This window comes from Pseudomonas sp. SYWMCR5 (genome assembly GCF_057197165.1).
Genome location: NZ_JBXUNH010000001.1, coordinates 118514 through 131486 on the forward strand (window position 1 = coordinate 118514; position 12973 = coordinate 131486).

The following is a 12973-nucleotide window of genomic DNA, read 5'->3' on the forward strand; positions in this document are numbered from 1 at the left end:
ACCTGCGCGGCCTCGGCATGGGCGATGCCGAGGCCTGGTAACTACCCCAACGCCTCCCGCACCTTCGAATCGAGCCCTTCCCCCGCATGGGCCTCGATCCACTCGCTCAACTGACGCCGCATCGCCGGGGTCCAGAAGCTGTTCAGGTGTTGTCTCACCCCCTGCACCGCCAGCGCACGATCAGGCTCGCTGTCGAAATAGTGGGCGATCTGGTTGGCCATCTTGACCAGGTTGTCACTGCTCATCGGCGCACCTCGGCTTTTTCCTGGCCTTCGGCCTTACGCCGCTCCTTGAGCAGGCGCTGCTGTTCGTCACTGAAATGCTGGTAGCGCTTCTGCCATTCCGAGGGCTGGAAGACTCGCACCACCTCAACCGCCGTGACCTTGTACTCGGGGCAGTTGGTGGCCCAGTCGGAGTTGTCGGTGGTGATCACGTTGGCGCCAGACTCAGGGAAGTGGAAGGTGGTGTACACCACGCCTGGCGCCACCCGCGCACTGACCCGCGCACGCAAAACGCTCTGCCCCGCACGGCTGCCCACGCCAACCCAGTCGCCGTCGCGGATGCCGCGGCTTTCGGCATCGCTGGCGTGGATCTCCAGACGATCCTCATCGTGCCAGGCAACGTTGTGGGTGCGACGGGTCTGGGCGCCAACGTTGTATTGGCTGAGGATGCGGCCGGTGGTCAGCAACAACGGATAACGGGCATTGACCTTCTCGTCGGTGGGCACATAACCGGTGAGCATGAATCGCCCCTTGCCGCGCACGAACTGGTCGATGTGCATGGTCGGGGTGCCGTCGGGCGCGGCCTCGTTGCACGGCCATTGCAGGCTGCCGCGGCGGTCGATCTCGGCATAGCTGACGCGGTGGAAGCTCGGCGTCAGGCGGGCGATTTCGTCCATGATCTCGGACGGGTGCCGGTAGTCCATGCGATAGCCCAGGGCATTGGCCAGGGCCACGGTCGCCTCCCAGTCGGCCTTGCCGGCCAGCGGCTCCATCACCTTGCGCACCCGCGAGATACGGCGTTCGGCGTTGGTGAAGGTGCCGTCCTTTTCCAGGAACGAACTGCCCGGCAGGAACACATGGGCGAACTTGGCGGTTTCGTTGAGGAAGATGTCCTGCACCACCACGCACTCCATGGCCATCAGTGCCGCGGTGACGTGCTGGGTGTTCGGGTCGCTCTGGGCGATATCCTCGCCCTGGCAGTACAGCGCCTTGAAGCTGCCGTCGAGCGCGGCCTCGAACATGTTGGGGATACGCAGCCCCGGGTCGGGCTGCAAGGTCACGCCCCAGGCCTGCTCGAATTCGCTGCGCACCGCCTCGTTGGAGATGTGCCGGTAGCCCGGCAATTCATGGGGGAAGGAGCCCATGTCGCACGAGCCCTGGACGTTGTTCTGACCACGCAACGGATTGACGCCCACGCCTTCGCGACCGATGTTGCCGGTTGCCATGGCCAAGTTGGCGATGCCCATCACCGCGGTGCTGCCCTGGCTGTGTTCGGTGACGCCCAGGCCATAGTAGATCGCCGCATTGCCGGCGCCCGCATACACCCGCGCCGCCTCGCGGATCTGCTCGGCAGGCACGCCGCACACCGGCCCAAGCGCCTCGGGTGAATTCTCGGCCAGGCCGACGAACTCACGCCAACGCGTGAACTCGGCACTCTCGCAGCGCGCGTCGATGAATGCCTGGTCGAGCAGCCCTTCATCGACGATCACATGGGCCAGGGCATTGAGCATGGCGACGTTGGTGCCCGGACGCAGTTGCAGGTGCAACTCGGCGCGGGCGTGGGGCGAGTCGACCAGGTCGATGCGGCGCGGGTCGATGACGATCAGCCGCGCGCCCTGGCGCAGGCGGCGCTTGAGTTGCGAGCCGAACACCGGGTGAGCGTCGGTCGGGTTGGCGCCGATCACCAGGATCACGTCGGCCTGCATCACCGAGTCGAAGCTCTGGGTTCCGGCGGACTCGCCCAGGGTCTGCTTCAGGCCATAGCCGGTCGGCGAATGGCAGACCCGCGCGCAGGTGTCCACGTTGTTGTTGCCAAAGGCGGCACGCACCAGCTTCTGCACCAGATAGGCTTCTTCGTTGGTGCAACGGCTGGAGGTGATACCGCCGATCGAATCGCGCCCGTACTTGAGCTGGATGCGTCGGAACTCACTGGCGGCATAGGCCAGCGCCTCATCCCAGCTGACTTCCTGCCATGGGTCTTCAAGGCGCTTGCGGATCATCGGCGTGGTGATGCGATCCGGGTGAGTGGCGTAGCCCCAGGCGAAGCGCCCCTTGACGCAGGCGTGGCCGTGGTTGGCGCCGCCGTTCTTGTCCGGGACCATGCGCACCAGTTGATCGCCCTTCATCTCGGCGCGGAACGAGCAGCCCACCCCGCAATAGGCACAGGTGGTGATCACCGCGCGCTCCGGCTGGCCGAGCTGGACCAGGCTCTTCTCGGTCAGGGTCGCAGTCGGGCAGGCCTGCACGCAGGCGCCGCACGACACGCACTCGGAGGCGAGGAAATTCTCGCCTCCGGCCGCCGCCACCCGCGACTCGAAGCCTCGGCCACTGATGGTCAGGGCGAAGGTGCCCTGAATGTCTTCGCAGGCACGCACGCAGCGGCTGCAGACGATGCACTTGCTGGGCTCGTAGTCGAAGTACGGGTTGGAGACGTCCTTGGCCTCGTTGAGATGGTTGGCCCCGTCATAGCCATAGCGCACTTCGCGCAGGCCCACCTGGCCGGCGACCGTTTGCAGCTCGCAGTTGCCGTTGGCCGAGCAGGTCAGGCAGTCCAGCGGGTGATCGGAGATGTACAGCTCCATGACATTGCGCCGCAGGTCGGCCAGGCGCGGAGTCTGGGTGCGCACCACCATGCCTTCGCTGACCGGCGTGGTGCATGAAGCCGGATAACCACGCATGCCGTCGATCTCGACCATGCACATGCGGCACGAGCCGAAGGCTTCGAGGCTGTCGGTGGCGCACAGCTTGGGGATGCTGGTGCCCAGCAGCGCAGCAGCGCGCATCACCGAGGTGCCTGCGGGGACGCTGATCGCGCGGCCGTCGATGTTCAGGCTGACCTGTACTTCACTGTCGCGGGCAGGCGTGCCCAGGTCGATATCGCTGTTGGCGGGGTCGAAATAATGGATCATTGGGCGGCCTCCGGGCTGGCCAGACCGAAATCGGCAGGAAAATGCTTGAGGGCGCTGGCCACGGGGTAAGCGGTCATCCCGCCCATGGCGCACAGCGAGCCGTACTGCATCGTGTCGCACAGGTCACGCAGCAGGTGGGCCTGATCCTCGCGCGCAGCAGGATCGCTGCTGGCGATCAGCCGATCCACCACTTCCATGCCGCGGGTCGACCCGATCCGGCACGGCGTGCACTTGCCGCAGGACTCCTCGGCGCAGAACTGCAGGGCGAAGCGCGCCATGCCAGCCATGTTCAGTGTGTCGTCAGCGACCACCACACCGCCATGGCCAATCATCGCGCCGATGGCAGCGAAGGCCTCGTAGTCCAGCGGCGTATCGAACTGCGACGGCGGCACCCAGGCGCCCAGCGGGCCGCCGACCTGCGCGGCCTTCAACGGACGACCACTGGCGGTACCACCGCCATACCCCTCGACCAGCTCACGCAGGGTCAGGCCAAAAGCCCGCTCGACCAGCCCGCCCTGGCGCACATTGCCCGCCAGTTGGAACGGCAAGGTGCCCAGTGAACGGCCCATGCCAAAGTCGCGATAGAACGCGGCACCTTTTGCCAGGATGATCGGCACAGAAGCCAAGGTCAGGACGTTATGCACCAGCGTCGGCTGGCCGAACAGGCCCTCGAGCGCCGGCAGTGGCGGCTTGGCGCGCACGATGCCGCGCTTGCCTTCGATCGACTCCAGCAGCGCCGTCTCCTCGCCGCAAATATAGGCGCCAGCGCCCACACGCACCTCGAGCTCGAACGCCACGCCGCTGCCAGTGACGTCCAGATAACCCGCTTCGCGGGCCAGCATCACGGCCTCGTTGAGCACACGGATGGCGTCCGGGTATTCGGAGCGCACATAAATGTAGCCCTTGCTTGCGCCGACAGCGAGGCCGGCGATGATCATGCCTTCGATCAGCAGGAAGGGATCGCCCTCCATCAGCATGCGGTCGGCGAAGGTGCCGGAGTCGCCTTCGTCGGCATTGCAGACAATGTACTTCTGCCCGGCCGGCGCCTGGCGCACGGTGCGCCACTTGATGCCGGCCGGGAACGCAGCCCCGCCTCGGCCACGCAAGCCGGAATCGAGCACTGCGGCAACCACTGCATCGCCGTCCATCAATGCAGCCTTGCGCAAGCCCTCGAAGCCGCCATGGGCCTGATAGTCGTCCAGCGACAACGGGCGGGTGATACCGGCGCGGGCGAACAGCAGGCGCTGCTGGGTCTTCAGATAGGGGATCTGTTCGACAGGGCCCAATGCCAGTGGATGCTCGCCCCCCTTGTCCAGAGCCTCCAGCAGGCCCGGCACATCTTCCGGCATGACCGGCCCGAAGCCCAGGCGCCCTTCGGCGCTTTCCAGCTCCAGCAATGGCTCGAGCCAATACAGGCCACGCGAGCTGGTGCGCTGGATCTGCAGCGGCAGTTGCCGCCGTGCAGCCTCACGTTCGAACGCCTCGGCGACCTGGTCGGCGCCCACTGCGCGAGCCAGCGAATCGCAGGAAATACACAGCTTGATCATGCGCCCGCCTCCACCCTGCAGCTTTTCACCAAAGCCTGCAGACGCTCGGGCGTGAGCCGCGCATGCACCTGGCCGTCCAGCTCCAGCGCTGGCGAGCAGGCGCAAGCGCCGAGGCAGTACACCGGGCGCAGACTCAATGCTCCGTCGGCAGTGGTGCCATGGTCGTCCAGCCCGAGCTGTTCGCGCAGTTGCGCGGCCAGGGCTTCGGCGCCGCGGCTCTGGCACGACTCGGCGCGGCACAGGCGCAGGGTGTGGCGTGCCGGGGGCGAAGTGCGGAAATCATGGTAGAAGCTGATCACCCCACGCACCTCGGCGAGGCTGAGGTTCAGCGCATGGGCGATCTCGGGGACTGCTTCATCGGGTACATGGCCCAGGCCTTGCTGGATGGCGTGGAGGATCGGCAACAGCGCACCGGGCACCTCCTTGTGGTTGTCCAGCACACGCTGGATCAAGGGCAGGTCAAGCGTCTCTTCAGGCATACAGCGGACCTCGGCAACCCGGATCCGCCCGAGGGTGCGGGCAGGTGTCCGGCGGTGTTCTGCTGTGGCGTTCCGGGCCTGTCACGGTCACAGGATCACGGTCGCCTTCCTCGTCCAAGCCGGTGCGTCTGTGCGCACTCGGTCGTCGGACATCCTGATAAGAATGGCACCGTTGCCGGGAAACGGTAGCGTGCAAACGACAGGGCGCATCCTGAAACCGACGCGAGCGACATTACGCATCCGATCAGTTGCACTGAGGCAGTGTAGTGATCTATGCCGGACACCCCTTTAGGCGAGAATACTCGCCACAGACAGGTGCCTGATGACCAAGCAACGTCGCACCTTTACCCCTGAGTTACCGCCCGCGGCTACAAAGCCTGTAATACGCTGCCCGCCCCCTGTGGGAGCGGGCTCGCCCTCCAAGCAGCCACCCCGCAAATCAAACCGGCATAGCCATTGATCCCAGGACAGTAAACACCTGAGCCTACGCGCGCTTACTTCGCCGCCTCGGACAATTGCTGGATCAATGCCACTGTCAGATAAAGCCTCGGCGCGATGCTCGACAACTCGATGTACTCGTCATCGGCATGCAATCCCGCCCCCACCACGCCCATGGTTTCAAGCACTGCGGGCTTCTCGCTGCCGGGCACGTAGGCATAGCCCGCATCAGTCCCGAAACGCATGGCAATCGGCTCGATATTGCGATCGATCTTCGCGTAGAGCGTCTGGGCGGTTTTCGCCAACTGCTCGGAGCCGGCGTTCTTCGCCAGCGGCGGGCGGCCCTTGTCGAGGCGCACCGTCACTTCGGTGCCCTCGATGAGTTTCTTCTGTACGAGCCGTTGCGCGTCGGCCAGCACCCGGTCGCTTTCGCTCAGGTCCGAGTAGCGCATGTCCGCCTCGGCCGTGGCGCTGGCGGGAATGATGTTGCGCTTGTCGCCCGCCTTGACCATCGTCCAGTTGACCGTGGTGCCTTTGGCCGGGTCGCCGAGGTCCTTCAACTGCAGCATCTGGTGGGCCAACTCCATGGCGGCATTACGCCCAGCCTCGGGTGCGGACCCTGCGTGGGAAGACTTGCCTTTCACTTCGAGAAATACGCCATTGATGCCATTGGTCGCGACTGTTACCGCGTCCTTGTCCGGCGGCTCGTACGAGAACACGTAGTCATGCTTGCGCGCCAGTTCCGCGATGATCGCCTTCGAGCCGCTGGAGCCGGTTTCCTCATCCGGGTTGAACAGTACGGTCAAGGTGCCGAAGCCTTTGAACTTCTCGTCCTGCAGCAGCTTCAGCGAATGCAGGATCATCGCCACACCCCCTTTGGCATCGGCCACGCCAGGACCATAGGCACGCTCGCCCTCGACCTTGAACGGCCGCTTGGCCGCAGTGCCGGGCAGGAACACCGTGTCGTAGTGGACCATCAGCAAGAACGACTTGCTGCCGATGCCCTTGAAGGTGCCAACGATGTTGTCACCCGCCGACGGGCTGGCCGGGCTGGTCGCGACCTCGGCACCCAACGCCTTGAGCCGCTCGACCAGCAGGGCGCTGACGGTTTTCAGCCCCGGCGCCTGGCCGGTTCCTGTATCGACATTGACCAGTTGCTTGACGGTGGCGAGATAGGCCTTCTGCTCGGCTTCGGCCTTTTTCAATAGCGCGTCGGGAGCCAGGTTGGCGGCGAGTGCGGAAAACGACAGGAATGACAAGGCGATGGCAGCGGCGATCGATGAGCGTCGGATGGGCATGCGAAGTCCTTTATCAATGCAAGGGAAACCTGCAGCTTTGACCATCGATGGCGCTGGCGCCAGCTTTGTAGACCATTTGATGAAGTGCAGGCCATTGGCCTTGATCCACGAAACCCCGCGATTGCGGGGCTGGGAATTCAGGCAAAGACCTTGATTGTCAGTGCGGTGATGCCCGCCACTGCTGTCACCAGACCGGTCGCGATGCCGATCGGGTACCAGAAGGTTTCTCGGGTCAATTTGCCTGCTTCGGCATTGAGCTTGCGAGTCTCTGCCATCAGTTTGGCGATCTCGACGTGAATCTTTTCCGCTTCGGCTTGGGGCATGTCGTATGGATGCATGAGTCTTCCCTTCGGATGCCGGCTGTTTGTGGGTTTCGACATGGCGCGAGTTGATTGAGGCGAACAATCTATCGTAAGGCGGATGCTCGGCAAAGTCAGCGGGAAGCTATCCAGACCGTAGGGGGTTTCGCGGGCAATGTTTCCCTGACGGACTGACCATCGGGGCCGCGGCAAGCAAGGCTCTACAGGCAAATACCTGGTGCTCTTGGTAAACTGGCGTCTTGAACGCCTCCTGTGCGACTCTGTTGGTATAGCGCCCCGAGCGAAAAGCACAACGCGACAAAATTGTTGGTAATCGGTATTGAATACGTTGAACGAACGGACTGCATCACAAGCCTCAAACCCACAAACCACGCGCCCTGAACCCTCCCGCCGGTTCAGCGTTGCACCCATGATGGATTGGGCAGGTATTCGCTATAGGCCACTAATCACTTAGCCTCCAGGAGCCCCGCTAACCTTAGTACCAGTTTTGTACCACTTGCTTTGAGCCCTCACCCTAAAAGTCGGCGGATCAACCTGCCCGCGGTATGGGTATCTGAACCCGCACGGTTTGCTCGGCAGACTGCCATAGTCAAACGGCACTGACGACAGGGTAGCGAGATCCAGGTTGTCAAACTCCTCAATACTGGCGATGCTACAGCGGACTCCCATCAGCAGCCACAGGAAGGATCCCACAGAGAATGTTTTTCACATTTGGCACACCCAGGTCACTTAACGAAATTGATATAGACCCTCTATCTATCAAAGGACTTAAAGACAAATTTGAAATCTTGATTATTGATGATAACCCGCCGCCGATGTTAGAAACCTTGAAGCGATCCGGATTTAGAGTTAAAGACCTTCAGAATATCGAAACAATCGAAACCGTCGAGTCATATCCTATTGTAGCTTGTGACATCCAAGGCATCGGAACCACCCTAAGGCCCGGAGATCCAAATGGGGGCTTGCACGTACTATCAGAAATTCGAAAATACTATCCAGACAAGTACCTCATACAGTATTCAACCAAGTCATCAGCAATTGCATCTTCCTTAAACAAAGCCGATGTAATATTTCCCAAAGACACACCAATTGACGTCTGGCAAACTACCATTGAAAGAACCCTGAAGGAACTAGGCAACCCCAAAAAACGTTGGATCAAAGTACGCACACGGCTTTCACAGGAAGGACTCGATGCCTACAAAATACTTCAACTGGAACAGGCTTACATTAAAAATATTCGACAGAACGGTGCAGAAAAAATTGACAACCCCAAACTCTTAACGAACCTTTCGCCCGAAGCTAAAAAACTGATTATGAATTTTGCAGCCACTACTCTATCCATGGGAATTAGGGAGCTAATTAAGTCATGAGTCCGCCTGCAAGGAAGCGTATACATGTAAGATTAAACGATGGCGTCCATCCCTCGAAAGCCATTGAAGATCTAAAGAGAGAGAACCACCGCCTTCGTTCAATGCTAGAGAGCACACTCCACGAAGCTCGCGAGTTCAGCGCCTTAATCACTGATAGAGCTCAAGCACTATCATCGGACGATTCACTTTTACCCAAACCAAAAGAACTCGCTGAAACATTATTTCATGCTAGCGGAATGCTTTCTGCACGACTTAATTATACTGATATCGAGATCAACCCAGGCATAACCGAACTACAAGTTCGGTATAGTGCCGGAATATATAAAAAGTTTCACAAAGCTCGCTATCTACTACAAGTCCACGCTGCCCGAAAAAAATCAAAAATCAACCTTTTAGGAGAGAGCCGAATGGAGATACCAGTACTCTCGGTGTTTGACATGTTACCCTTCGTAATATTACAGAACGCGGTAAAATACTCTCCACCCGGCTATCACATTAACGTTGAATTTGATGAAACCAGAAACTCCTCGGTCGTGGTAACTGCATCATCTTACGGCCCCTTAGTAGACGGACAAGAAATCCCTCTTCTTTTTGACAGAGAATTCAGAGGGCAGCATTCTAAGGATATAGAGGGGCAAGGACTAGGCCTGCATCTAGCAAAAAAAGTTTGCGACCTCCATCATGCCCAGATATCCATTGAAACTGGCGACATTCTACCGACCACGATAAACAGCAGAAAATATCAGAAATTTATTGTATCCATACATTTTAATCGGCATGATTAACTGCAATCAGTTATCTATCGAATCCTAGCAACTGGTCAGATGAATACATGCACCCAACAAAACCACCGAAGCATCTACTATCCTGCGGAATAGAACTCGATTCAGCCCGATTTAACCAGGAAGTCAAGATAAGCCCACGTCATTGGCTATGATCTTGTAGAAATAGCGCGGCGAGATCTAAAGTGCTTTTCAAATCCCCTAGTTCCCGCCCCTAAACTTTTAAGCAAAGGACCTTGCCAATGGACGATAGAGCTTCCCTCACCGGTGATACTCTTGAGCTTTTGCTTCTAAACCAGATCGCTATAAGGGCTGCTCTCGAGGAGTTGTCGCTATGGGTTAGCCAGAGGGGATCTGTTCCCGTGCACGAGAATGTCATGGGCGCATTACGCACCTTGGACGCGAACGCTGATGCGATCTCTGCCAATATAGCTGAGCTCCGTGAAGAAAAGGGCCGAACTTGACGATATTCTCGATAGCGTAGCCCCTTGCCAATTAAGCCCAGTTGATACCTGTGACTGGTAAGTCTTTTAGTGCGGAGACTATCACCACTTAACCACTTTGACTTAAAACTATTCGCCCAAATCGTTGACCGAGCCCGCTATGAAAACAAGATGGATTAAAGCACCTCCCACTGGGTTGATTGATGAAACGATGCAGCTACTTTCCATAGGGCCAAGTGGGAAAGTTGGATATCAGATACCCGCAGAGTTTTTCATTGACAGTCTTTTTGGATTGGTCGAGCACAACCATCAACTGGACAACAACTCAGCTCATAAAATTTTCCGTCAATCAATACTGAATGTTTTCGCCGAAAGCAAAACCAAGGATTACAACAGAATCCTCACCGAATTTGACAAGCTATGCCATACAAAGCTCAAGCCTGAACGCTTTATTCTGATTACGACAATACAACTAAAGAACCTATACACATTTCCACAATTTAGCATCAACCAATGCAAAATAAAGATAACCAACAGCCTCCCAAAAAAATACCTACACTCCAGGACCCGAGCGATTTCGGCCAGTTCGCACACGATTGAAATTGAGCAGAACCACGCCTATGCTGTGGTTATCACTGAAGCCAAGAGTTCAGAGTCCGCTGTCATGAAAGCAAATGATGCGCTTGCCATACTCTCCGGTCTCATGCAGGTAGGCTTTAAAAAAAACTTGAATATATTTGGATCTAATGACGAGGAGAAGTACCCATCTCGACTAGTGATTGATTTAGGAAAACTGCAGTCCTTACATGTGCCTTCAGGAAAATGTCATGCAGACGCGATCTGGATAAATACAAACTATGAACCCAGAAACCCCGCAAGCCTAAAAAACTATAAAAATACCATATCACACACCCAAAACAAAATTAGCCAAATAAAAAGACTCCCATTCAGCGATCACATTGAAAAATGCCTACTTAATTACAGCAATGCATTATCATCGAAGAGCACCGAACTACGCTTTCTGAAATTATGGGTGGCAATAGAACAGCTTTTAGCTACTGACGACACTGAAATGTTGATCCGAAGACTATCGTTTTTCTACCGAGAGAAGGCTGCACATCAATCGATAATACGTTCTCTTCGACTTGCACGAAATCATCATGTTCATGGCGGGAAATGCCCCGTTAACATTGAATTAAAATTGTTTCAACTTTGCCGCTTTCTTGAACATACTTTGCTTTTCTTCATCAGCAACCCATTTCGATACAAAACAGAAAACGACATCATAAGCTTCATTTCCCTACGTACAGAGTCTGACGACATCCAGATGGAAATAAACAAACTCAAATCCGCTTTGAAATTTATAAGCTAATTGGCTTTCTATGCCGCATTCCCCTTCACTATATCGGTCTCATGCTTATCACAAATTCACGTCACTTTCCAAAGCTGGTCGATACGTGTCGTGTAAGACTGACTCAGCAAGTCTTGCCGCATTCCCCAAACGGGGGTGCGGGGGACGCTGCCCACCCTCATTGTCCCTCGCCCATATCGGTCGTTGATCTGATCGACCACCGACATCAGTCTATCGCTTGCCATCGGTTGCGTGATTGCGAACAGATCGTCAGTAAACTCACCTGGCTGTCGCAAGTCGAGTAGTAACACTTCGGCCTTGCTGTACCGGTAGCCCTCCCTGAAAACATTCTCTACCGCACTTGTCGCTGCCCTGGTGAGCAGCAGCGTGTCGTTCGTGGGATAAGGCAGCTCCACAAGCGCTCCCTGCGCATGATGCAGCTCACCAGGATTGAACATGCCTGTACGGATACTCACTCGCATGCGCTTGCATACCGAGCCCTGCGCCCGCAGCTTTTCAGCCGCTCGCCCAGTGTAGGTGGCCACAGCCTGCTTGATCGGGGCAAGCTCACTCAACCGCTTGCCGAACATCCTGCTGCAGCAGATCTCTTGCTTCGGGGGTGCTGCCTCATCCAGTTCGAGGCAGGGAACGCCAGCCAGCTCGCGCGCGGTCTTCTCCACCACCACGCTGAACTTGTCTCGCAACATACGCGGGTCAGCCTTTGCCAGGTCCATGGCTTTCTGAATCCCCATGCTCTGCAGGTGCTCGGTCATTCGCCGCCCAATACCCCACACCTCCTTGATCTCGGTATTGCGCAGCACCCAGTCACGCTCGAAGTCCGTCGTGATATCGACCACGCCGCCCGTGTGCGCCTGCAGTCGCTTGGCGGTGTGGTTGGCCAACTTCGCGAGGGTCTTGGTGCGTGCGATGCCGACACCCACTGGTATGCCGGTACGTTGCAACACCTTGGCCCGTATCTCGCGGCCGAACTGGGTCAAGCTGCCCTGCACGCCTGTGAGATCGGCGAAGCATTCGTCGATCGAATAGACCTCAGCCGCAGGCACCATCGATTCGATGATCGACATTACCCGCTCACTCATGTCGCCATACAGCGCGTAATTCGAGGAGAAAGCCACCACGCCGTGCCGCTTCAGCCTCTCACGGCACTGGAAGTATGGTTCGCCCATCTTCACGAACGGTTTAGCGTCGTAGCTGCGCGCGATAACACAGCCGTCATTGTTGCTCAGTACGACGATAGGGGTCTTGGCCAGATCCGGCCGGAACACGCGTTCGCAGCTCGCGTAGAACGAGTTGCAATCGATCAGCGCGAACACCTGGTCACTGCGCATGATCGCGCACGCTGTAGCGAACAACACCCCAGATGACCAGGTCGTCGCCTTCCATCACGTACCGGGGCGGATAACTGGGGTTCTCGGACTGAAGCATCACCACCCCACCCCGCTTTTGCAGGCGCTTGCAGACGGGCTCGCCGTTGACCGCAGCGATCACGATGTCGCCATGCTCTGCTTCCTTGCTGCGGTCTACGATAAGAAGGTCGCCAGAAAAAATGCCAGCGCCCTGCATACTGTCGCCCTCCACTTGCACCAGGTACACATGGGGCGCCCGGAGCTCGAATAGTTCATCGAGCGAGATGTGACGCTCCAGATGATCCGCCGCTGGCGAAGGGAAGCCAGCGGGCACTCGAAACGAGTACACGGGCAGCAATGCAGGGCCACCGATCGGGACTCCCAGGAAAGTGATGGTCATGAAGGATCATTCCAGATAGAAAACTGTATATATGTACAGTTAACGATC

The 12973-nt window shown here is 57.8% G+C and carries 11 protein-coding genes; 3 read left to right on the plus strand and 8 right to left on the minus strand.

Features of this window, described 5'->3' with window-relative positions; translation table 11 throughout:
• Positions 1 to 41 precede the first annotated feature (41 nt).
• The 6 genes from AC2CGW_RS00495 to AC2CGW_RS00520 form a co-directional block, all read right to left on the minus strand.
• Complete coding sequence (locus AC2CGW_RS00495) at positions 42 to 245, minus strand: formate dehydrogenase subunit delta (protein ID WP_065861968.1); 204 nt, start codon at positions 243 to 245, stop codon at positions 42 to 44.
• On the minus strand, positions 242 to 3130 hold the full coding sequence (gene fdhF, locus AC2CGW_RS00500; RefSeq protein WP_484573358.1) for a formate dehydrogenase subunit alpha: 2889 nt from the start codon (positions 3128 to 3130) through the stop codon (positions 242 to 244). Before fdhF ends, AC2CGW_RS00495 begins: the two co-directional genes overlap by 4 nt.
• Positions 3127 to 4677 carry a formate dehydrogenase beta subunit gene (locus AC2CGW_RS00505; RefSeq protein WP_484573359.1) on the minus strand — a complete coding sequence of 517 codons (1551 nt, stop codon included), beginning with the start codon at positions 4675 to 4677 and terminating at the stop codon, positions 3127 to 3129. The genes fdhF and AC2CGW_RS00505 overlap by 4 nt, the downstream gene beginning before the upstream one ends.
• Complete coding sequence (locus AC2CGW_RS00510; protein ID WP_186666258.1) at positions 4674 to 5156, minus strand: formate dehydrogenase subunit gamma; 483 nt, start codon at positions 5154 to 5156, stop codon at positions 4674 to 4676. The genes AC2CGW_RS00505 and AC2CGW_RS00510 overlap by 4 nt, the downstream gene beginning before the upstream one ends.
• Before the next feature lie 494 nt (positions 5157 to 5650).
• A complete protein-coding gene (locus AC2CGW_RS00515; RefSeq protein WP_484573360.1) occupies positions 5651 to 6892 on the minus strand; it encodes a M20/M25/M40 family metallo-hydrolase in 1242 nt (413 codons plus the stop codon).
• A 137-nt stretch (positions 6893 to 7029) separates the two neighbouring features.
• Positions 7030 to 7215, minus strand: a complete 186-nt coding sequence (locus tag AC2CGW_RS00520; protein WP_081255346.1) for a hypothetical protein — start codon at positions 7213 to 7215, stop codon at positions 7030 to 7032.
• 695 nt (positions 7216 to 7910) lie between these two features.
• On the opposite strand from AC2CGW_RS00520, the gene AC2CGW_RS00525 reads away from it, so the two are divergent.
• The 3 genes from AC2CGW_RS00525 to AC2CGW_RS00535 all read left to right on the plus strand — a co-directional run bounded on the left by AC2CGW_RS00525 (position 7911) and on the right by AC2CGW_RS00535 (position 11179).
• Positions 7911 to 8582, plus strand: a complete 672-nt coding sequence (locus AC2CGW_RS00525) for a PDDEXK family nuclease (RefSeq protein WP_484573361.1) — start codon at positions 7911 to 7913, stop codon at positions 8580 to 8582.
• Positions 8579 to 9367 carry a sensor histidine kinase gene (locus AC2CGW_RS00530; protein WP_484573362.1) on the plus strand — a complete coding sequence of 263 codons (789 nt, stop codon included), beginning with the start codon at positions 8579 to 8581 and terminating at the stop codon, positions 9365 to 9367. Before AC2CGW_RS00525 ends, AC2CGW_RS00530 begins: the two co-directional genes overlap by 4 nt.
• Before the next feature lie 600 nt (positions 9368 to 9967).
• Positions 9968 to 11179, plus strand: coding sequence for a hypothetical protein (locus AC2CGW_RS00535; RefSeq protein ID WP_484573363.1), 1212 nt, complete (start codon positions 9968 to 9970; stop codon positions 11177 to 11179).
• Positions 11180 to 11235: 56 nt separating this feature from the next.
• On the opposite strand, the gene AC2CGW_RS00540 is transcribed toward AC2CGW_RS00535, so the two are convergent.
• Entirely contained in the window at positions 11236 to 12507 is a 1272-nt protein-coding gene (locus AC2CGW_RS00540) for a Y-family DNA polymerase (RefSeq protein ID WP_484573364.1), read from the minus strand.
• Positions 12497 to 12925 carry a LexA family protein gene (locus AC2CGW_RS00545; RefSeq protein WP_484573365.1) on the minus strand — a complete coding sequence of 143 codons (429 nt, stop codon included), beginning with the start codon at positions 12923 to 12925 and terminating at the stop codon, positions 12497 to 12499. Before AC2CGW_RS00545 ends, AC2CGW_RS00540 begins: the two co-directional genes overlap by 11 nt.
• Positions 12926 to 12973: the final 48 nt, after the last annotated feature.